Origin of the sequence: Alloiococcus otitis ATCC 51267, from assembly GCF_000315445.1 — a bacterium.
Taxonomy (GTDB): domain Bacteria; phylum Bacillota; class Bacilli; order Lactobacillales; family Carnobacteriaceae_A; genus Alloiococcus; species Alloiococcus otitis.
The window spans coordinates 83,497-103,823 of sequence record NZ_JH992958.1 but is presented as its reverse complement, the minus strand read 5'-3'; the positions used below and the strand labels follow the sequence as shown (position 1 = coordinate 103,823).

Here is a 20,327-nt window from a genome sequence, read left to right as displayed (position 1 = left end):
CTGATTGCCCTTGCCATTCTGGCGAGGGCAATCTTTAATGTTAACAATGTTAAATAAATATACATACTGTTATATAAAACTGGAAAATTAGAAAAGAGGCAGATAATGCTTGACGCAAAAGAATACTGGACTCTATTTAAATCGACCTTTACCCTTAGTGCTTTTAGCTTTGGAGGTGGCTACAGTATCGTCCCTCTGATGCAAGAGCAATTTGTCGATAAACTTCATTGGATTGACGAGGAAGAGATGCTAGACTTAGTTGCTCTAGGTCAATCTGCTCCTGGCCCTATTGCAGTTAACACTGCCATCTTAATTGGCTACCAAAAAGATGGTGTTTTAGGAGCCTTAGTTTCTACTATAGGAACTGTCCTTCCACCACTAGTTATTATGACTTTAATTTCCTATATTTATTTTTTTATTCGGGATAATGTCTTGATCAATAATATCCTTCTAGGTATGGCCGGTGGAATAGCCGCTATCATTGTTAACGCCGTTTATAATATGGCTAAACAAATAGTTATCCGTCGTAATGTTATCCAAATTATTGTAATGGTACTAGCTTTAGTCGCTGCTATTATTTTCCAGGTCAATATACTTTATATATTAATTTTTGCCGCTAGCGTTGGCATTATTACCAGCCTGGTTCATGGTAAAGGAGGTCAAAAATGATCTATTGGCAACTTTTAATCACCTTTATGAAAATTGGTGCCTTAAGTTTCGGTGGTGGCTTAGCCGTTTTACCTCTAATTGAGGAGGAACTTGTTCAAGATTTATCCTGGTTGACTCTGGAAGAATTTGTCGATGTTCTCACTTTGTCGGAAATGACCCCCGGCCCTATTGCCATCAATGCTGCAACAGCTGCTGGTAATAATGTCGCTGGAATTACAGGAGGGATTGTAGCAACAGTAGGTGTAGTTCTCCCGTCATTATTTATTGTGATGGTTCTGGCCTATATTTACTTTAAATACCGCAACCTCTCACTTTTCCAGGGAGCGATTGAAGGATTAAGACCGGCAGTGGTTGCTTTAATAGCTTCAGCTGGTGTTACTATCTTTATGACAGCCCTCTTTAGTAGCTCCTCTTTTGACGTCACATTATCTGATCTTAACTTGATTAACCTAGCAATTTTTCTATTAGCCCTCTATGGCTTACGGAAAATTAGACTATCAACTATCCAGACTATTATTTTATCTGGCATAATAGGTGGCATCGTTTTTTCGATCGTTTGAATAATGCTGAGATCACCTTATTTATAGACGTATCATTTATCTGTATTTGCGATCAATATGGTAATATTTGTTTTTGAGGCAACTGTTTAAAGTTGCCTTTTTGTCTTCTTTATTGGGGATTTTTTAGATAGAAGCTTTTATTATTCAAATGTTAACTTTCTATCAACTATGTAAAGTTTCCTTGATCATGCTTGTTCATCTTACCCAGCCTCAGTAGACTGATATTAGCTTTTAAAGGAGGGGGACATATGCAAGTTCTACTAGACAAAGACTTCCGCTTATCCGGAAGGGACACCCAAACTAATATCAAACTAAATTTTACCATTGAAGAGGCTTTTAACTTCTTGCAAATCAACTTTACTTATAGCCCGGGTCAAAGTTCAGACCAAGTGGCCCAAGACCAGGTGAAAGAAGCTATCCTTAAGTATTCCTTGACTCAAGGAGCTAGGGACCGGACTAGGTTAGAGGATTTTTTGCCGGTCGATAACTTCATAACCCTCTCTTTAGCTAAGGATGGTCACTACCTTGGCGGCTACCACAACAAGTCCAAAGACCAAAAGATCCTTATTTCCAGGGAGGATGCTTCCTTGGGCTTTTGGCCAGTAGACCATTTGTCAGGCCAGTGGGAAGCCCAGTTGAACTGCCATTGTATAGCCAGTAAAGCATTAAGCGCTAGTCTTAGAATTGAGGGCCACCATGAAGCATAGTTTTCCAGTTGAAGTCCACACTCACACCCACCATAGCGATGGGATTTTTTCGCCAGAAGACTTGATCCAGGCAGCCTTAGACTTTGGCTACCGTGGTTTGATTATTACCGACCACAATACCAGCGCCCCTTATGGGGAAATGAAGGAGAAGCATTTACTGAACCAAGAAGGCTTACTAGTCTTGAGAGGGATGGAGTGGACCACCTTTTATGGCCACATGCTTGTTCACGATGCGAGTTACGACGTGGATTGGCGCCAGGCCAAGATTGATACCATCGATTCCTATATGCAAGAGGTTAAAGAGGCGGGCGGTCTTGTTGGCATTGCCCACCCCTTTGATATGGGTAGTCCGATTTGTACGGGTTGCCACTGGGATTTCCAAGTCCAGGATTTTCATTTAGTGGATTACATCGAAGTCTGGAACAGTAACCGGCCCCAGGAAAAGTTGGAAAGCCAGGCAGCCTATGACTACTGGTTAGATAAGTTAGACCAGGGTTATCAAGTTGCTGCTTCAACCGGAAGAGACTGGCACGGTCCAGACAGTGACCAGGAAAATATGGGGGTCACCTATCTTGAAGTGGATGAAGCAAGTCTAACAGAAGATAATTTTAAATCGGCCTTGGCTAAGGGGGCCTTTTATATCAGTTTGGGTCCGGAAGTACACTTCCAAATTGATACTGCTCACCAGACCGTCCACATTGGAGACCAAGTCAGTCTCGAAACAATCCAAGGGGGCTGCCTAGACCTAGAACTTTGTCCAACTAGCCTGCCAGCCCTCCAAGCTTTTGACTTGAGAGACTTGCAAGTGGTGGTTTGGAATAACCGAAGGCAAGTCCTTGTTTCAGACACAATCGAATCATTAAAGGCACCCACCCGCATTAAGCTTGATTTAGGTGAGGCTTTGGAAGCTGGCTACTTGCGCTATGAAGTTTTAGGCCAATACCGGGGCCAAGACCAAGTGAAAGTCGTTATTGGCAACCCTATTTATATTGCCGAATAGTGAGAGAAGGCCCCAAGGAAAGGAAGTTAGGATGGAATTATTTGATACCCACTGCCACTGTCAGCTTTCCTTTGACAGTCAAGCGTCGATGGGAAGTTATATGGACCAGGCTGACCATTATCTAATCTTTACCGACCACCTAGAATACCACAACCCCTATTTTGATACTTATCCCGACCATGTTCCGGATTTTGATCAAATTCTGGCCAGGCAAGCTGCCTTTAAACAGGCTGGGTTAGACTTGCTTTTAGGGGTAGAAGTTGGTTTTTTGGCCAGTCACACCAAAGCTATTGCGAAAGTCTTAGACACCTATGACTTTGATGCTATCCTTTTGTCTTGCCACCAAAACGGCCACTATGACTACATGGACGAGGCCATCAAGGACCAGGTTGATGACCCCATTGAGGAGTACTTTATCAATTTACTAGATGCTGTAAAGACTTTTCCCCAGGCCAATATTTTTTGCCATTTTGATTATGGGCTCCGCATCCATGACCTCCAAGTCTCAGACCTAAAGCCTTATGAGTCCCTTATCATCCCTATCTTTCAGGCGGTTATTGAGGCGGATATGGCCTTTGAATTAAACTCCAAGAGCATCTACCGCTACGGTAATAAAGAATTATATGACTATGCCATCGACCTCTTTCAGAGTTTGGGAGGACGGCGGTTTTCTTTAGGCTCAGATGCCCACCAAGCTTGTGATCTTTGCCTCAATTTTGAGGATTCTAAGCAAATCTTAAAAAGCCACGGAGTCGAAAAAGTATCGGTATTTCTCAACCAACAAGCCCATGAGGTCAAAATATGATCATCACTAACTTAGCCACTGCTCATAAGCGGTGGTTCTTTTTATGTAAATTTTACACAGGATCTACAAAATATTAATAAACCGCCTGTATCATACGTATTGGAACCAAATTAGTGCAAAAGGAAGTGTCATGTTGACTGGTATTGAAATTAAGCATCTCTATAAAGACTATGTCCAAGGAGAGCATGCGGTTGAAGACATGAATTTAACGATTGAAAAGGGTGAGTTTGTTGTCTTTGTCGGGCCATCTGGGTGTGGCAAGTCGACCACCTTGCGGATGATTGCAGGTCTAGAGGATATTACGTCAGGGGAGATACATATTGAAGGGGAACTGGTCAATGACAAGGCTCCCAAAGACCGGGATATCGCCATGGTTTTCCAAAATTATGCCCTCTACCCCCAAATGTCGGTCAAGGATAATATGAGCTTTGGCCTCAAGATGAAAAAAGAAGCCAAGTCCAAAATTGAGAGCCGGGTCAAAGATGCGGCCGATATGATTGATATGCGGGACTACTTGGACCGCTTGCCCAAGGAATTGTCAGGGGGGCAACGGCAGCGGGTTGCCCTCGGTCGGGCCATTGTCCGCCAGCCTAAAGTCTTCTTGATGGATGAGCCCCTATCCAACCTGGATGCAAAATTAAGGGTCCAAACTCGGGCAGAAATTAGCCAATTGTCTCGCAACTTGTCGAATACAACCATCTACGTCACCCACGACCAGGTGGAGGCCATGACCATGGCGGACCGGATCGTGGTCATGAACCAAGGTAAAATTCAACAAGTGGGTAGCCCGAGAGCCATCTACTTAAAACCAGCCAACCAATTTGTGGCTAGCTTTATGGGGGCCCCGGCCATGAACTTTATCCAAGCCCAAGTCTCCAAAAACCGTGTCCATGTTGGGGATGAAGACCTGCCCATTTCACCGGACCTGGCCCAGCAAATTAGCCAAATGGGCTATGAGGGTCAAGAAATTGTCATTGGTATTCGGCCTGAAAATATTAACGTCTACAAGGACCACCCCGAAGACCAGCATGCCTTGCTCTTGCCCCTGGACTTAGCTGAAATGTTGGGCAGTGAAAGCTTGCTCCACTTTAGTGTTTTTGACCAGTCGATTATTGCCAAAAAGTCTACCCTAGACACCTTTAGGGTTAAAGAAGCCCTCTATCTCGTCTTAGACCAGGGCTTCCTCCACTTTTTTAATGCTGATGATGGTTCCCGCATCGAGGTCCCTGGCCATGGGACTTACAACAGCTTACTGGCTGAGGAGGTGAAAGCAGATGGAACGGTCTAGATTACGCCTGCCCCGGTCCCTAGCTTTTTGGCGCAAGCAAGAGCGGGAGGTTGACCAGGGAGACCAGGATCCCAATTTTAAGCCACACAAGCCGACTCTCAAGCAAACTTGGAAAAAATATGGGACTTTTTACATGATGCTCCTACCAGCCATTATCTTCTTTATCATCTTTGCTTACTGGCCAATGACGGGGGTTGTTTTAGCCTTCCGTGAATTTTCCTTTTCCAGTGGCATGTACGGGACTGGTTTTGTCGGTTTGAAATACTTTAGGGACTTCTTTAACAATCCAGAAACCATGATGTTCTTGCGAAATACCTTGATTATTTCAGCTATTAAATTATTTGTCTACCTGCCTTTCCCTATTATCTTGGCCTTGATCTTTAATGAGATTAAAGCCGAAAAAACCAGGGGACTCTACCAAAGTATTTCCTACCTCCCTTACTTTGTTTCCTGGGTCATTGTCATTGGGATGATGAACCGGATCTTTGCTCCTGATACGGGCCTCTTCAACGTTCTACTTGAAAACCTGGGCTTGGCTGACGGGGAAACTTTCTGGATGATGGAGAATTCCTTCTTCTATCCAGCTATCTTAGGGTCCTACATTTGGAAAAACATTGGTTGGGACTCCATTATCTACTTTGCGGCCATTATGGGCATTTCCCCGGCCTTGTATGAGGCGGCTGCCATTGACGGGGCCAACCGTTGGAAGCAAACTCTCCACGTTACCCTACCTGGCATTTTAGGTACCATCATTATCCTCTTTATTTTGTCGCTCAGTGGCATATTAAATGCTGGTTTTGAACAGGTCTACCTTATGCAAAACCCGGGTAACTATGCTGTTTCCGAAACAATTGATACTTATATCGTCAAAACTGGTCTAGAGCGTGCTCAATACGGGCCCGCTACTGCGATCGGCCTCCTCCAAGGTGGGGCAGGTCTCATCCTAACCATTATCGTCAACAAAGTTGCAGATAAATACAGTGAACATGCGCTTTGGTAAAAACACGAGGACTCTATAAAAGAAAGAAGGAAAACCAATGAAAATGAAATCCATGCTAAAAGCAAGTGTCGTCTTAACCACTTCCCTCCTCCTAATGGCTTGTGGGAATGATTCGGAAGCAAACAACCAATCGGCTGAAAAACCAGCTGATGCACCGGACACTTGGATTGCTGACCGGACCATTACTGGTCTAGTCTTCCAGTCAGCTAACGATGCTGGGGCCGGCACCATGTCTCCAGAAATTGCTGACTATATTAAAGAGCGAACTGGCATCACTTTGGAAATCGAAGCAGTGACCAATGAAGACTCCCAAGCGGCCCTGGCTTCTGGTTTGGCAGCAGGAGACCTGCCTGACTTCATCGCTTTTTACCTTAATGACTCCGGTCGACCAGAATTCCCCATGCTTTTGCAGGCTTCCAATGAAGGTATGTTCCATGATATTTCTGAAGAGCTGCAATCAGGTGAGATCTACGGTAAATACTTTGAAGATGGCTACCTGCCACGGGATACCCGTGAAAACATTATGATGCGGGATGACCATGATGGAGCGACCTACCTCGTCCATATGGCCATCGACCAAGAGCCCGCTGATCCAGGCCAAAAGGAAATTGGTGGGACCTATATCCGTAAAGACATCGCCGAAGACTTGGGCATTGACCCCTTGGAAGTCAATACTTCTGAAGAGTTAGAAGACCTCTTGAATGACATCAAAGATGGCGACTATACCGATGACAACGGAAGCCCAGTCACCCCACTTGGCCCGACTGTTTGGGGTGGGTCAGACCGACCATGGCCATACAATGACTTGGTCTGGAGTGGTCCGTCTAACGAGAAATTTATGAAAGATGACCAAGGGAATATCCTTCACGAGTCCATGACAGATTATGCTGAACAAAGAGTAGAATTTGTCCGCCGCTTATTGGACCAAGGTTTGATGCACCCAGAATTCTTCACCATGGAAGAAACCCGGGCCAATGAAGGGGTCACCAATGGATCCTTCGCTGTTGTAGCCGATGTCCACAATTACCGACCAGAATTATCAGATGGATCTTATGTGCCACTTGGGCCGATCAACCGGGCAGATGGTAGCAACCACATGGTCATGCCTTACAAGTCAGGTTATGCTGGTTGGGCCGTTCCATCGACAACAGAAAACCCTGAAGAAATCGTCCAATTTGCGGACTGGATGGCTTCTGAAGAAGGGAAACGCCTTTACATGTACGGCTTGGAAGGTGAGCACTACGACCTAGATGAAGACGGTAAGCCAGTTGTCAAAGAAGAAATGCTCCAGCTAGCAGATGAAGACCCAGAAGCAGCTAAACAAGAAGGTTTCCGCGGTGTGGGGGGTTATTGGGGCGAACACCTAGCTTGGACTGATATGAACAACCTGGAGCAATTTGGTGAAGCAGCTTGGGGCGAAAGTCAACGAGATGACGTCAGCGAACAAGCGGCAAGAGACATTATTGACTTCTATAACTATGATGAACGCTACGACAACAAGGAAGTTATCGACGGTTTAACCCCAAGAGCCTACTTGTTTGAGTTTGAAGATGGCGACGACACCCTAACTACTGCCTTGGATACTTGGGAAGAAGATATCCAAAAGGCTTACTACGCTAACAGTGATGAAGAAGCCCAAGACATTATTGACCAGATGCGTAGCCAGTTAGAAAATGCTAATATTGAAGAATTTACTGAGTTTTTGAAAGAAAAAGAAGACCAAGGCGAAGTCATTTTCTACTAAAATTCAGTTTATGTAACCAGGTTATAAGGTTGGTTCCCAATCTTTTGAGTATTGGGAGCCTTCCCTTTATAACTACAGTTTAAATGAAGTTAGGAGAATGCAAGATGCCTGGCGTAACCAAGCATAACCGCTTTAACAACTTTTTATTTCATCTGATTGTTGTACTCTTGTGTTTAAGTATTATTTTACCTTTTTTACATATTTTAGCCTTAGCTTTTAACAGTGGCCGGGATGCTGCAACGGGTGGCATCTGGTTTATCCCCCGGCAGTTTTCATTAGAGAACTTCCAGGAAGTTTTTAAAGAGCAGAACTTAGTCACCGGTCTTGGCATATCGGTTTTTCGAACCGTCCTGGGTACTGTGGTCGGTGTTTTCCTCATGGCTATGACAGCCTGGGCCTTGTCCATTCCTGATCTTCCCTTTAAAGGCACCATTACCTTCTTTATCTTCTTTACCATGCTCTTTAAGGGAGGGGAAGTTCCTTACTACATGGTCCTGTCCACCTTGAATTTAACGGAAACCATATGGGTCTATATTCTACCTTCCCTATACAGTGTGACTAATATTTTACTTCTGCGATCATCTTTCCAGCAGCTGCCTATGTCAGTCTTTGAAGCGGCCCGGATTGATGGTATGAGCGAGTTTAATATCTTCTTGCGTTTGGTTATCCCAATGAGTAAGCCAACAATTGCCACCATCAGTTTATTTACCGCAGTCGGTCACTGGAATGACTGGTTTGCTGGGACCTTCTATGTTCGGTCTGAGTCCCTTAAACCCCTCGCCACTATCTTACAAGATATGCTGACCCGGCAACAGGGTTTGTCGGATATTCTCTTGCGGGGTGGGGCTAACGTTTACCAGCAATTGGATGCGGTTGAAATCACTGGTCAGTCCTTGCAAATGGCTACCATTATTGTTGTGATCTTACCGATTGTCATTTTATATCCTTTCATTCAACGCTATTTTGTTGAAGGGATAACAATTGGTTCTGTTAAGGAATAGGAGTTCTTATGACACTAAGCTACAATTCAGACGGTTCTTTTACCATTATGCAAATCACCGATACCCATATTGGCGACTCTCCCTTGTCAGAGGCTAGTCAAAAGACCCTAGACTTAGTTAAGACTGCCTTGGACAGGTATCAAGTTGATTTGGTTGTCCACACGGGAGACATTACTTGGTCTGAGGGAGTCAACAAGCAGTTGGAGAGCTTGCAAAGCTTTTTAGACTGTTTTCATGGCCAGTCGACTCCCCTTATCACTACTTTGGGCAACCATGATAGTGAGGGGGCGATTTCCCGGGATGCCGTAAGGAAATATATTGAAGCTGACGCCCAAGTCAACCATGCACCCAAAAAACAAATTCAAGTCATGGACAGCCGGGAGTCCTGCCTGCTGGAAATCTATGGGTCTGACCAAGAGGCTGTCAAAACGGTTATTTATGTTATCGACTCTGGTGACTACCCCAAGATAGATTATGGAACCTATGACTGGGTTTCTTTTGACCAGGTAGCCTGGTTCCGCCAAGTGGCTCAAGACTATCCTGACCCAGCCATGAACAACTTGCTTTTCCTCCACATTCCCCTACCAGAATACAAGGAGGCTGGTCATCATATTATTGAAGGCCACTTTAATGAAGGGGACCATGAAATTTGTTCACCTGACTTGAATTCCGGTCTCTTCACCCAACTTGTAGAAGCTGGAAATATTTGGGGGGTCTTTGCTGGACACGACCATGATAATAATTTTGATGGCATTTATTGCGGCATTCATTGCCTTTATGGCCAGGTGTCTGGCTATGACACTTATGGAGATGAGGCCCGGGGTGTTCGCTTGATCACTCTGGACGAAAATGATAACACAGTGTCAACTGAGCGGATCTTAGCCGATGACATCCTTTAAAGCTCTAGACCGGGAATACCGGCATCTCCTTTACCCCCTTTTGATTGAGCAAATCTTTCTGATGTTAATCGGCAATGTCAATGTTTTCCTCATGTCGCAAGTGGCTGACCGGGCAGTCGCTGCCACTGGGATTGCGGACCAAGTTATGAGTATTGGGACAATGGCCATGGGGATTATCACTTTAGGGTCTACCATATTGATGCTCCGTTTAGCTGACCCCGACCAACTTGGCCCCATTCAATCTATTTTTAAACAAACAGTGGTCCTCAATATCGGCTTAGCTACTTTGATCATCGCTATTATTTGGATTTTTGGCCACCCCATTTTACGACTGATGCAAACACCAGAGGGCATCATTGACCTGGCCCATGTTTATTTGAATATCGTCAGCATTAGCCTCATTACACAAGGCTTGTTTGCCAGTCTAGCCGCTCTCTTGCGCAGTTTTGAAAAAGTCAAGGCCTCCATGGCTATTTCTATTATCAATACCCTTCTCATTATTTTGGGGAACGGCTTTGTGGTCTATACGAATATTTTTGAGGGAACCAGGGCCTTGATTGGGATTGGAATTTTTACAGTCCTAGCCCGCATTGTGGGGCTGGTCATTGGCTTTATAACGGCTTTTGGGCAATTGCCAAATGTCTGGCGCAATATTTTTAACAAAAGTGTGGAGTCGTGGGATTATGTTAAAGAAATTTTGTCTTTGGGGATCCCTTCTGGTATGGAAAATGTGGTTTACAATTTAGTCCAAACTATTATTATGGGGGTCATTGCCTCCATGGGGTCTATTGCCATTGCGTCCAAGGTTTATACGGATACCATTACGGCTATTGCCTTCACGGTAGCTGTGGCTGGTGGCCAAGCCTTGCAAGTTCAAATTGGCAAGTTGCTCCGCCAAGACAAGGTAGACCGGGCTAAAAACTTTGGCCTCCACATTGTCCACCGCTATGGTCTAGCCTCCATTCTCATATCCTTAACTCTAGCCCTTCTTGGCCCAGTATTGATCCCAATTTTTACCCAAGATTCCTTTGTCCACCAAACTGTCCAAAACTTACTCTGGATTTGCATTATTTATGATTTGGGAAGGGTAGCGAATGAAATATTGATTGCTATTTTGCAGGTGCCGGGAGATGTTCAATACCCTGTCTATGCTGGTATCGTGACCAAGGTCTTGCTAACTGTTCCCCTAGCTTTACTGGCCGGTTACGCTAAGTCTGGGGTATTTGTAATCTACATTATCTTCGCTTTAGATGAGTTGGTTCGGGCTGTCTTGTTTTACCAAAGATGGCGGCAGAAGAAATGGCTTTAGAAAGGAGATACTTGGATGACAAAAGTAAGACAAGCTTTTACTTGGATCTATTTTATTATGTACCTATCTCTTCTCTGGATTACGAGTGTGCTAGTGGGCTTAGTCCTGTTTTCCTTTATCCCGGCCTGTGTCACCGCAATCCAGCAAATTCACTTAATGAAGAAAGACAACTTGCGGGGACAACTGGCCTTAGGGTCAAGGTATTATGCCCTATTTTTTGACAAGCTAAAGGACTACTATTTAATCAGCCTAGCTGCTACATGTTTACTAGTCGTCTTGATCACGAATTACTTGTTCCTCAGTAGAACAAGTGGTTTTGTCACCTACCTGCTATTCTACTTAACCATCGCCATGATCCTGGCTTGGTTTTGGATTATGACAACTTATAGTGTCGTAGCAAACGACTACTCCCATATTTCTATTAAAGAACAAGTCAAAAATAGTATGTTTATTGTCCTCAGCCACTTACTAGAATTCTTGATTGTAGCCGTTATCCATGTGGCTTTAACTCTGGTTTTATGGACAGTGTCGCCCCTTCTCGTGGTCTTTGCTCCCATCATTGGTCTCATTTTATTTGATTACCTTGTTGGTCGCCTCTTAAACGGTTTCTCTATCCGGTCTTACTTCAGTAACTTTATTAATAGCCACGAATAAGCTATAAGCTTAGAAATGAAGGGTTGTCAAACAGTAAGGACCGGATTCAAATTGCTCGCTTCCCTTTTTAGACTGTCTTATTCAGCTAACTCTCCCTAAATAAGGCAGAAGATAAGAACCCCCAAGCAAAGCCCTTTTTACTTGGGGTTTCTTTATATAAATCTTAATAACTTCTCATCCTAGGTCAACCAGGCTCTCCCGGACTTTTTGGATATGGTTGGCCATGGCCTGGTAGGCTTGGTCTGGCTTCTGATCTTGGATGGCCTCTAAAATTTCCTGGTGGGAGATGACCATTTCGCGCTTAATGGCTTCAGAGCTGTAGGATTGGGTATTGTACAACCAGATGGACTGGTTAATGATGGGGATAAGTTGAGTCATGGCCAGGTTACCAGAAGCCTGGGCAATGAGGGAGTGGAAATCCATGTCATATTGGAAGTGAAGCTGGCCCGAAGTCTCTACCTGGTCTTCAATTTTTTCTTTGATTTCCTTGAGTTGGGCCACTTCGTCTTGGCTAGCATGGACTGCAGCTAGCTGGGTCATCCGTGGTTCCAAGAGTGATCGAACTTCAAAGAGGTCTTGAACCAACTTTAAGGTGTCAGGAACTAGGGAGAAGCCTAGTGGGTCTTCGCTTATTCCCCGTTTGCTACTGACAAAGGTTCCTAATCCCCGTCTGATTTCTAGGATATTTTTGGAGGTCAAGACCCGGACAGCCTCCCGGATGGTACTGCGACTGACCTCTAAGTCTTTTGCCAGGTCGTATTCGTTAGGTATTTTGTCACCAACCGTTAGCTTCCGGTCAGCCATGTAGGCTAAGATCTTGTCTGCGGTTTGGTCAACCAAAGATTTTGTATTTTTTGTCATATTTATCACACTCTGTATTTTTTAACCGTCATCTCTGTCTATACCCCTCCATGATACCATACTTCCAGGTTTGTTCATAAGCAAGCTTGATAAAGGGGCATTTAAAAAAGAGCTTCTGGCTAAGTAAAGGAAAGTTATTGACAGGAAGGAGAGGAGGGGCTATGATATAGGTAAGACATCAGACGACTGACCTATACAAAAAGACAAGCCATTTTTAAGCTGGCTTTTGCAAACAATGACTATTGAAAGCGTTTTATAAAATGTCTAAGCTGAGAGTCAAACTTTTGCCCTAGCTAAGTAAACTAGCTAAAATAAAGAAGATTCAGTTAGACGAGATGATGGATAGGAAAGAGGGACTTTACCATGTTTATGGATGATCATTTTATGTTACAAAATAAGGCCAGTCTTGAACTCTACCAAAGAGTTAAAGACCTGCCTATTTATGACTTTCACTGTCACTTAGATCCCAAGGAAATTTATGAAGACCAGCCTTTTGACAATATTGTTGACCTTTGGCTCGGAGGGGACCACTACAAGTGGCGGCTGATGCGGGCCAATGGGGTGACAGAGGATAAAATCACCGGCCAGGCATCCAATGAAGCTAAATTTAAGGCCTGGGCGGAGACCGTGGGCCAGGCAATTGGCAACCCCTTGTTCCACTTTACCCACTTGGAATTGAGCCAGGTATTTGGCATTCAAGACCACTTAAATGGGAAAAATTGGCAGGATATTTACCACAAGCTGAATGACTATATCGAAGAACAGTCCTTGAGTCCCCGCAAATTGATCGACCAGGCCAAGGTGGACTTTATTGGAACGACTGACTCCCCCTTGGATGACTTAAAATGGCATCAAAAATTGAAAGATGATCCGACTTTTCATGTCCAAGTAGATCCAACTTTTAGACCGGACCAGGCCTTTGTTTCTCATCCAGAATTCCCAGATTTTTTAAACAAACTGGAAGTAGCCACTCACTCCATTACAAGTTTTGCCGACTTTAGCCAAGCCCTTGAAGCTCGAATCAAATACTTTGCTCAAGCTGGGGCTCGGGCCAGTGACTTGTCTCTTGGACAAATTGTCTATGAAGACCCAAGTCAGGCTGACTTGGATGCCCTACTGGACAAGGCCCGCCGTCAAGAAGACCTAACCGACCTTGAAGTGGACCAATGGCAAACTGGCCTCCTTTTGGAACTTTGCCGGCTCTACAAGAAATATGGTTTGGTGACCCAGATCCACTTCGGTGCCTTAAGGAATAACAGTAGCAAGTTTTTTGACCGAGTTGGACCGGATGCTGGCTTTGACTCTATGGGGACCCAAAGCAAGCTAGCTGAGAACCTCAATGCCTTCTTAAATGAACTGGAAGCAAGAAACGACTTGCCTAAGATGGTCTGGTACAACCTTAACCCAGCTTACAATACGGTCCTAGCTAATACCCTAGCCAACTTCCAGGCCAATGACCAGGGCATTAAAAGCCAGTTGCAATTTGGAGCAGCCTGGTGGTTTGCCGACAGCAAGACCGGTATCTTAGACCAGCTAGAGGTTTTGGGCAACCAAGGCCTGCTTTCAAACTTTGTCGGCATGCTGACTGATTCACGGTCCTTCCTGTCTTACCCACGCCACGATTACTTCAGACGGATCCTATCCTCTTACATTGGGACTTGGATTGACCAGGAGGAAATTCCAGCCGACTTTGACTGGGCAGGAGCTATCGTCCAAGATATCGCCTACAAGAATGCCAAGAACTTCTTTGAGAAAGGGGAAGACTAATATGAAGATGAGCTTTCGCTGGTACGGGACGGATGACCCGGTTTCCCTGCAAGAAATAAGGGAAATCCCAGGTATGCAAGGGATTGTGTCAGCTGTTTATGATATTTCAGTAGGGGAGGTTTGGCCGGCCGAGACCATCCAGGCCCTTAAAGACCAGGTTGAAGCAGCTGGTTTAGAATTGGTCTGTATTGAATCGGTCCCTGTCCACGAAGATATTAAGCTTGGCAAGGAGAGCCGAGACCAACTCATCGCCAATTACAAAGAAACCATCCGCATCATCGGCCAGGTAGGGATACCGGTTGTCTGCTATAACTTTATGCCAGTCTTTGACTGGACCCGGTCTGACCTGAGCCACCCCTTGCCGGACGGGTCCCATTCCCTAGCCTTGATTAAGGCAGACATTGAAGACTTGGACCCCTTGTCTGGCGACCTTACCTTACCTGGATGGGACCTGTCTTACGATAAGGAAGGTTTAAAAGAGGTCATGGATGACTACAAGGGAATCAGCAAGGAAGACTTATGGGATAACTTAGCTTACTTTATCAAGGAAATTATCCCTGTGGCAGAAGAAGCCCAGGTTAAAATGGCCATTCACCCGGACGACCCCCCTTATGACATTTTTGGCCTGCCCCGGATTATCGTTGACCTCGATGCGGTCAAACGGTTCCTGGACCTTTACGACTCAAAATACAATGGGATAACCATGTGTGTAGGGTCATATGCCTCTAGTGAAAAAAACGATGTTGCAGCAATTACCGAATATGCCCTGAAACGCGACCGGATTAACTTTATGCACATGCGGAATGTGGCTGTTGGATCATGGGGCTTTCAAGAAACTGCCCACCTGTCTGAAGCCGGCAGTATTGATATGAACGCTATTATTAAGCTACTGGTAGACTACGGTTGGACTGGCCCTCTCCGACCAGACCATGGCCGGCAAATATGGCATGACCAGGTGGAAACACCTGGCTATGGTCTTTATGATCGGGCTTTGGGTGCGACTTACTTAAATGGTTTATATGAAGCAAATATGAAAGCTCTTGGCAAGAATCCTCATTTCGACACGCCCAAATTGAAAGGAGAATAAGCAATGTCAAAATTTGGCAAACATGATTTTACCGGTAAGACAGTTGTTTTAACAGGGGCAGGTGGTGTTTTGGTCTCTACTTTTTCGGAAGCCTTTGCCCAACTAGGGGCCAATGTTGCCCTCCTAGACCTCAACCGAGAAGCCGCTCAAAGTGTGGCAGATAAAATCAACCAAAACAATCCTAACCAGGCTAAAGCCTACGAATGCAATGTTTTAGAAAAGGAGTCGCTTAAAGCAGTCAATGAACAAATCAAGGCTGATTTTGGCCCTTGTGATATTTTGATTAATGGGGCTGGGGGAAACAATCCTAAGGCAACCACCGACAATGAATTCCACTCTGAAGACCTTGACAAGGAGGTTAAGTCCTTCTTCAACCTAGAAGAGACAGGGATTGAATTTGTTTTTAACTTAAACTTCTTGGGCACCTTACTTCCCACCCAGGTCTTTGCCAAGGAGATGATTGGCCGTCCAGGAGCTAACATTATCAATATCTCTTCCATGAATGCCTTGACCCCTTTGACCAAGATTCCTGCTTATTCCGGAGCCAAGGCTGCTATTTCAAACTTGACCCAGTGGCTAGCTGTCCACTTTTCCAAGGTGGGTATCCGGTGTAATGCCATCGCTCCTGGCTTTTTGGTCTCCAAGCAAAATATTGACTTATTGTTTGAAGCAGACCACGAGACCCTAAGCCCAAGAGGGGAGAAAATTATTAACAATACCCCAATGGGACGGTTTGGCAAGGCAGAAGAGCTGGTTGGTGGCATCTTATTCTTAGCGGATGAAACTGCCGCTAGCTTTGTAAATGGGGTTATCATTGCCATTGACGGAGGCTTTTCTGCTTATTCCGGTGTCTAAGACGATACTTGATTTATAGGAGGTAGAAATATGAAAAAAATGAAGGTCTTAAAGCGATTGCATGACCATTATATTTTTGCGGTAGTTCGGGGGAAAGACCAGGACCATGCTGTGTCGATTTCCCAAGCGGCCTTTCAAGCTGGGATTAAAAATATCGAAGTCACCTTTACCACTCCGGAAGCTGACAGAGCCATTGCCAGCCTTGTCCAAGCTAACCAAGACACTGACATGCTAGTAGGAGCAGGTACGGTCTTGGATGCGCAAACGGCCAGCCTAGCTATTCAAAAAGGAGCCCAGTTCGTGGTTAGTCCCCATTTTGACCCGGCAATTGCCGAAGTATGTAACCTCTATACCACTCCTTATCTGCCGGGATGTGCTTCAGTCAATGAGATAGTGACTGCCTTAAGAGCGGGAGTGGACGTGGTTAAACTGTTTCCTGGCGGTTTACTCGGTCCTAAATTCATCCAGGATGTCCACGGTCCCCTCCCCAATGTGGAAATGATGCCCTCTGGCGGTGTGGATCTAGACAATATCGAAGACTGGTACAAGGCAGGTGCCTGGGCGGTAGGAGTCGGCAGTGCTTTAACCAAAAATGCTCAGGGCCAAGACGATATTACTATTAATGCCAGTCGCTTTGTGGCTAAGTTAAAAGAAGTTAGAGGGTATTAGGATGGCAGAAATCACACTTTTGGGTGAGGCCTTGGTCTTATTTACGGCCGAGGACTTGGGCCCACTCAGTATTGTTAATAAATTTACTAAATCACTGGCTGGAGCTGAATTGAATGTGGCAATTGGCTTGTCTCGACTCAACCACCGGCCAGCCTATATCTCACAAGTTGGCCAAGACCCCTTTGGCGACTATATCATCCAGATGTTACAAGCCATGGGAGTAGCCAGCCAATATATCTCTCAGTCTAAGCTAGGTCCTACCGGGATAATGTTTAAAAACAAGGTGGCAGAAGGAGATCCCAAGACCCTTTACTACCGATCTCACTCTGCCTTTACCCATTTGCAAAAAGAAGATATTCAACTGAACTTTAAAGATATGAAGATTTTCCATGTAACTGGCATTCCTCCAGCCATCAACCCTCAGATCCGGGAAATTAGCTTTCATTTGATGAAAGAAGCAAGAGACCAAGGTATTTTGGTGACCTTTGACCCAAATATTCGCCCTGCCATGTGGGAAAGCCAAGCCCTCATGGTTGAGACCTTAAACCAGCTTGCCTCCTTGGCTGATATTGTCCTGCCAGGTATTGATGAAGCAGCAGTTCTTACTGGCAGTCGAGATGGTCAAGCTATTGCTGACTTTTATTTTGACCAGGGAGTCCAGGCCGTCGTGGTAAAAAATGGGGCTGAAGGAGCTAGCTTGTTTGAACAAGGTCAGCCAAGCCAATTTATCCTAGGTTACCAGGTAGACCATGTTGTAGATAGTGTTGGAGCAGGGGACGGTTTTGCCACCGGTGTCCTTCATGGCCTCTTAACTGGCCAAAGCCTAGCCCAAGCCGTCCAGATTGGCAATGCCATCGGGTCCCTCCAAGTCCAAAACCCTGGAGATAACGAAGGCTTGCCCAGTGAAGCAGAATTACTCGCTTATATGAAAGAGGGGAGACAGGATGGATATATGTAAAGATGTCAAACTTGTTGAAAAGATGGAGTCTTACTACAAAATAACCACCAATTCTATTCAATTAAGACTCTGGTTTTTAACTGATGATATTATCAGAATCCGAGCTGGTTTTGATCAAGACTTTGTGGAAGAATCATATAGCCTTGTCACTACAGCTTGGGATGATGATATGGACAATTTTATGGGAAAAAGTCGTAATAGAATTGAATGCGCTGAATCAACATTGACTGAAGTCAAAGGGTACTATCTAATTACTGGAAATAAATTGACTGTTAAAATATGGAAATCGCCTTTTATTATAGAAGTTAAAGATGAAGATAATACTATGATTCACCGCGACATACCCCAACTAGCTTATGTAAAAGATAATAATAATAGACGATCACATACACATGAAATATTTGACGGGGACCACTTTTATGGCTTTGGTGAAACAACTGGCAAGTTAGACAAGTACGAAGATTTAATCTTAATAGGTCAAACAGATGCAATGGGATATAACCCTATTAAACGGAATCCTTTATACAAACACATTCCCTTTTATATTAAATTGAATGAAAATCATAAAAAGGCAGTAGGATATTATTATCATGGTACTTATAGATCTGAATTTAATGTTGGCCAATCTCATAGTAATTATTGGCCAGCTCAAAATAGATATCGAACGGATGGAGGAGATATTGATTTATTCTTAATTGCTGGACCTAAAGTCAGAGAAGTTATTGAGCGTTATACAGATTTAACTGGTAAATCGACTTTACTTCCTAAGTATGCTCTTGGTTACTTGGGGTCATCAATGTATTATGCTGAACTTCCAAAAAATGCTGATGACTCAATTGAAGAATTTGTTAAAACCACGAAAGAACATGATATTCCTATTGATGGTTTCCAATTATCTTCCGGTTATTCCAATATAGAAACTAAAAATGGACTAAAAAGATGTGTTTTCGAATGGAACAAAGACAGGTTTAGCGATCCTGAACACTTTTTTGAAATTATAAACGAAAAAAATGTAAGCGTTTCTCCTAACGTAAAACCTGGAATTTTACTAGAACACCCTTTGTTTGAGGAAATGAAAAATAAAGATATGTTTGTACAGAATAGCACTTCAAGCCAACCAAGTGTAGCAAGTTGGTGGGGAGGACCAGGAGCCTATGTCGATTTTACGAAAAAGTCAGCCAGAGATAATTGGAAAGAAATGTTGAAAGAGAACATTCTTAAAAAGGGAACAACTTCAATATGGAATGATAATTGTGAATATGACGGTATTATTGATGATGACAGCAAAGTATCATTTGAAGGCAAAGGAGCTAAAATAGAAAAAGCAAGACCCGTTATGGCCAATATTATGTGTCAAATTACTGAAGAGGCCATTAATGAAATTTATCAAGATCAACGACCATTTATTGTATGTAGAGGAGGCCAAAGTGGCATTCAAAGGTTTGCACAAACCTGGGCTGGTGATAATTATACGGACTGGAAAACATTAAAATATAATATTTCAACTATTTTAGGTATGGGCCTATCCGGCGTGGCAAATAATGGGTGTGACATCGCTGGCTTTTACGGTCCAGCTCCAGAAGCTGAATTACTAGTTAGATGGATACAGCATGGAATCTTTCAGCCTAGGTTTTCAATTCATTCTACCAATTTTGACAATACCGTTACTGAACCTTGGATGTTTGAAGAATACCTTCCCATAATAAAAGAAGCTATGCAATTCAGGTATCAATTAGTGCCATATTTTTATAGTTTGATGGAAAGAGCACATCGTACTGGTCTGCCAATTGTAGAAGCTTTTGTAAGCGCCTTTCAAGATGATGTCAATTCCTATGATGAGGACGTCAATTTTATGTTAGGAGATGGCTTACTAGTAGCTAATGTTGTTGACAAAGGTCAAACAGAAAAAAGTATCTACCTTCCTGAAGGAGAAGTTTTTTACGATTATTATTCACGTAAGAAATATTCTGGAGGCCAGAACATTTCATTAGAAGTGGATATTAGTTCGATCCCATTGTTTATAAAAGGTGGTTCCATTATTCCCATAGCTATTAATAAAATTAATGACCTACATGAAGATAGAGTAAAAGATTTGAAGTTAATAATAACTCCAGATAAAGATACAGAATTTAAATTATATGAAGATGATGGGACAACTTATAACTATACAAAGGGAGATTACTTAAATACAAGTATAAATGTAGAAGTGGGATCTAAAACGATAGTCAGATTTAAAAAGGAAGGGAACTATAAATCCCCAATAGAAAATATAATCTTAGATGTTGTAAAACCTGAAAAATCTGCTTACAGTGTAGCGATTGATGATCAAATGTTACCTCATATATTAAATAATAAAGAATTCGCTAAAGCTTCAATAGGTTGGCGATACAATCACGATACTAAATCTGTGATGATTAAATATCCAAATCAAAGAAAAAACTATGAGGTTATTATTGATTTTATTGAAAACGATTTAATAGGAATGTAGTTTGGA

19 protein-coding genes are annotated in these 20,327 nt (G+C 43.6%); 18 read left to right on the top strand and 1 reads right to left on the bottom strand.

The features are described 5' to 3' along the window. The first annotated feature begins 105 nt into the window (after window positions 1-105). The 12 genes from HMPREF9698_RS03145 (at window position 106) to HMPREF9698_RS03090 (ending at window position 11,636) form a co-directional block, all read left to right on the top strand. Window positions 106-669 (top strand): chromate transporter, encoded by a 564-nt coding sequence (locus tag HMPREF9698_RS03145; RefSeq protein ID WP_003777233.1) that lies wholly within the window; start codon window positions 106-108, stop codon window positions 667-669. Then, window positions 666-1,229, top strand: a complete 564-nt coding sequence (locus HMPREF9698_RS03140; RefSeq protein ID WP_003777231.1) for a chromate transporter — start codon at window positions 666-668, stop codon at window positions 1,227-1,229. The genes HMPREF9698_RS03145 and HMPREF9698_RS03140 overlap by 4 nt, the downstream gene beginning before the upstream one ends. 248 nt (window positions 1,230-1,477) lie before the next feature. Beyond that, on the top strand, window positions 1,478-1,936 hold the full coding sequence (locus HMPREF9698_RS03135; RefSeq protein ID WP_003777230.1) for a hypothetical protein: 459 nt from the start codon (window positions 1,478-1,480) through the stop codon (window positions 1,934-1,936). Further along, window positions 1,926-2,936, top strand: a complete 1,011-nt coding sequence (locus HMPREF9698_RS03130; RefSeq protein ID WP_003777227.1) for a CehA/McbA family metallohydrolase — start codon at window positions 1,926-1,928, stop codon at window positions 2,934-2,936. The genes HMPREF9698_RS03135 and HMPREF9698_RS03130 overlap by 11 nt, the downstream gene beginning before the upstream one ends. A gap of 31 nt (window positions 2,937-2,967) precedes the next feature. Further along, window positions 2,968-3,741 (top strand): PHP domain-containing protein, encoded by a 774-nt coding sequence (locus HMPREF9698_RS03125; RefSeq protein ID WP_003777225.1) that lies wholly within the window; start codon window positions 2,968-2,970, stop codon window positions 3,739-3,741. A 133-nt stretch (window positions 3,742-3,874) separates the two neighbouring features. Beyond that, window positions 3,875-5,029 (top strand): ABC transporter ATP-binding protein, encoded by a 1,155-nt coding sequence (locus HMPREF9698_RS03120; RefSeq protein WP_115629510.1) that lies wholly within the window; start codon window positions 3,875-3,877, stop codon window positions 5,027-5,029. Next, a complete protein-coding gene (locus HMPREF9698_RS03115; RefSeq protein ID WP_003777222.1) occupies window positions 5,016-6,029 on the top strand; it encodes an ABC transporter permease in 1,014 nt (337 codons plus the stop codon). The genes HMPREF9698_RS03120 and HMPREF9698_RS03115 overlap by 14 nt, the downstream gene beginning before the upstream one ends. 37 nt (window positions 6,030-6,066) lie before the next feature. Continuing rightward, window positions 6,067-7,773 (top strand): extracellular solute-binding protein, encoded by a 1,707-nt coding sequence (locus HMPREF9698_RS03110; RefSeq protein WP_003777220.1) that lies wholly within the window; start codon window positions 6,067-6,069, stop codon window positions 7,771-7,773. Between the two features lie 104 nt (window positions 7,774-7,877). After that, window positions 7,878-8,774 carry a carbohydrate ABC transporter permease gene (locus tag HMPREF9698_RS03105; protein WP_003777218.1) on the top strand — a complete coding sequence of 299 codons (897 nt, stop codon included), beginning with the start codon at window positions 7,878-7,880 and terminating at the stop codon, window positions 8,772-8,774. Between the two features lie 8 nt (window positions 8,775-8,782). Beyond that, the gene (locus tag HMPREF9698_RS03100) at window positions 8,783-9,673 is read left to right on the top strand and encodes a metallophosphoesterase family protein (protein ID WP_003777216.1); all 891 of its coding nucleotides are present in this window, start codon (window positions 8,783-8,785) and stop codon (window positions 9,671-9,673) included. Continuing rightward, window positions 9,660-10,982: an MATE family efflux transporter gene (locus HMPREF9698_RS03095; RefSeq protein ID WP_003777214.1), complete on the top strand. Its 1,323-nt coding sequence runs from the start codon at window positions 9,660-9,662 to the stop codon at window positions 10,980-10,982. Before HMPREF9698_RS03100 ends, HMPREF9698_RS03095 begins: the two co-directional genes overlap by 14 nt. Window positions 10,983-10,997: 15 nt before the next feature. Continuing rightward, window positions 10,998-11,636, top strand: coding sequence for a YesL family protein (locus tag HMPREF9698_RS03090; RefSeq protein ID WP_003777212.1), 639 nt, complete (start codon window positions 10,998-11,000; stop codon window positions 11,634-11,636). A gap of 174 nt (window positions 11,637-11,810) precedes the next feature. On the opposite strand, the gene HMPREF9698_RS03085 is transcribed toward HMPREF9698_RS03090, so the two are convergent. After that, window positions 11,811-12,497, bottom strand: coding sequence for a FadR/GntR family transcriptional regulator (locus tag HMPREF9698_RS03085; RefSeq protein WP_003777210.1), 687 nt, complete (start codon window positions 12,495-12,497; stop codon window positions 11,811-11,813). 363 nt (window positions 12,498-12,860) lie between these two features. Here HMPREF9698_RS03085 and uxaC point away from each other — a divergent pair, with 363 nt between their 5' ends. The 6 genes from uxaC to HMPREF9698_RS03055 are packed head-to-tail and all read left to right on the top strand — an operon-like array spanning window position 12,861 to window position 20,321. Continuing rightward, window positions 12,861-14,264, top strand: coding sequence for a glucuronate isomerase (uxaC, locus tag HMPREF9698_RS03080; protein WP_003777208.1), 1,404 nt, complete (start codon window positions 12,861-12,863; stop codon window positions 14,262-14,264). 1 nt (window position 14,265) lies between these two features. Continuing rightward, the gene (locus HMPREF9698_RS03075) at window positions 14,266-15,351 is read left to right on the top strand and encodes a mannonate dehydratase (protein WP_003777207.1); all 1,086 of its coding nucleotides are present in this window, start codon (window positions 14,266-14,268) and stop codon (window positions 15,349-15,351) included. Window positions 15,352-15,354: 3 nt separating this feature from the next. After that, window positions 15,355-16,206 carry an SDR family oxidoreductase gene (locus HMPREF9698_RS03070; RefSeq protein ID WP_003777206.1) on the top strand — a complete coding sequence of 284 codons (852 nt, stop codon included), beginning with the start codon at window positions 15,355-15,357 and terminating at the stop codon, window positions 16,204-16,206. 30 nt (window positions 16,207-16,236) lie between these two features. Continuing rightward, a complete protein-coding gene (locus HMPREF9698_RS03065) occupies window positions 16,237-16,875 on the top strand; it encodes a bifunctional 2-keto-4-hydroxyglutarate aldolase/2-keto-3-deoxy-6-phosphogluconate aldolase (RefSeq protein WP_003777204.1) in 639 nt (212 codons plus the stop codon). A 1-nt stretch (window position 16,876) separates the two neighbouring features. Continuing rightward, window positions 16,877-17,833, top strand: a complete 957-nt coding sequence (locus tag HMPREF9698_RS03060; RefSeq protein ID WP_003777202.1) for a sugar kinase — start codon at window positions 16,877-16,879, stop codon at window positions 17,831-17,833. Then, window positions 17,820-20,321, top strand: a complete 2,502-nt coding sequence (locus HMPREF9698_RS03055) for a glycoside hydrolase family 31 protein (protein WP_003777201.1) — start codon at window positions 17,820-17,822, stop codon at window positions 20,319-20,321. Before HMPREF9698_RS03060 ends, HMPREF9698_RS03055 begins: the two co-directional genes overlap by 14 nt. Window positions 20,322-20,327: the final 6 nt, after the last annotated feature.

Excerpts from the sequence above, each read along its gene's own strand:
- HMPREF9698_RS03145 (WP_003777233.1), top strand. The coding sequence starts at position 106 with ATGCTTGACGCAAAAGAATACTGGACTCTATTTAAATCGACCTTTACC.
- HMPREF9698_RS03140 (WP_003777231.1), top strand. The coding sequence starts at position 666 with ATGATCTATTGGCAACTTTTAATCACCTTTATGAAAATTGGTGCCTTA.
- HMPREF9698_RS03135 (WP_003777230.1), top strand. The coding sequence starts at position 1,478 with ATGCAAGTTCTACTAGACAAAGACTTCCGCTTATCCGGAAGGGACACC.
- HMPREF9698_RS03130 (WP_003777227.1), top strand. The coding sequence starts at position 1,926 with ATGAAGCATAGTTTTCCAGTTGAAGTCCACACTCACACCCACCATAGC.
- HMPREF9698_RS03125 (WP_003777225.1), top strand. The coding sequence starts at position 2,968 with ATGGAATTATTTGATACCCACTGCCACTGTCAGCTTTCCTTTGACAGT.
- HMPREF9698_RS03115 (WP_003777222.1), top strand. The coding sequence starts at position 5,016 with ATGGAACGGTCTAGATTACGCCTGCCCCGGTCCCTAGCTTTTTGGCGC.
- HMPREF9698_RS03110 (WP_003777220.1), top strand. The coding sequence starts at position 6,067 with ATGAAAATGAAATCCATGCTAAAAGCAAGTGTCGTCTTAACCACTTCC.
- HMPREF9698_RS03105 (WP_003777218.1), top strand. The coding sequence starts at position 7,878 with ATGCCTGGCGTAACCAAGCATAACCGCTTTAACAACTTTTTATTTCAT.
- HMPREF9698_RS03100 (WP_003777216.1), top strand. The coding sequence starts at position 8,783 with ATGACACTAAGCTACAATTCAGACGGTTCTTTTACCATTATGCAAATC.
- HMPREF9698_RS03095 (WP_003777214.1), top strand. The coding sequence starts at position 9,660 with ATGACATCCTTTAAAGCTCTAGACCGGGAATACCGGCATCTCCTTTAC.
- HMPREF9698_RS03090 (WP_003777212.1), top strand. The coding sequence starts at position 10,998 with ATGACAAAAGTAAGACAAGCTTTTACTTGGATCTATTTTATTATGTAC.
- HMPREF9698_RS03085 (WP_003777210.1), bottom strand. The coding sequence starts at position 12,497 with ATGACAAAAAATACAAAATCTTTGGTTGACCAAACCGCAGACAAGATC.
- uxaC (WP_003777208.1), top strand. The coding sequence starts at position 12,861 with ATGTTTATGGATGATCATTTTATGTTACAAAATAAGGCCAGTCTTGAA.
- HMPREF9698_RS03075 (WP_003777207.1), top strand. The coding sequence starts at position 14,266 with ATGAAGATGAGCTTTCGCTGGTACGGGACGGATGACCCGGTTTCCCTG.
- HMPREF9698_RS03070 (WP_003777206.1), top strand. The coding sequence starts at position 15,355 with ATGTCAAAATTTGGCAAACATGATTTTACCGGTAAGACAGTTGTTTTA.
- HMPREF9698_RS03065 (WP_003777204.1), top strand. The coding sequence starts at position 16,237 with ATGAAAAAAATGAAGGTCTTAAAGCGATTGCATGACCATTATATTTTT.
- HMPREF9698_RS03060 (WP_003777202.1), top strand. The coding sequence starts at position 16,877 with ATGGCAGAAATCACACTTTTGGGTGAGGCCTTGGTCTTATTTACGGCC.
- HMPREF9698_RS03055 (WP_003777201.1), top strand. The coding sequence starts at position 17,820 with ATGGATATATGTAAAGATGTCAAACTTGTTGAAAAGATGGAGTCTTAC.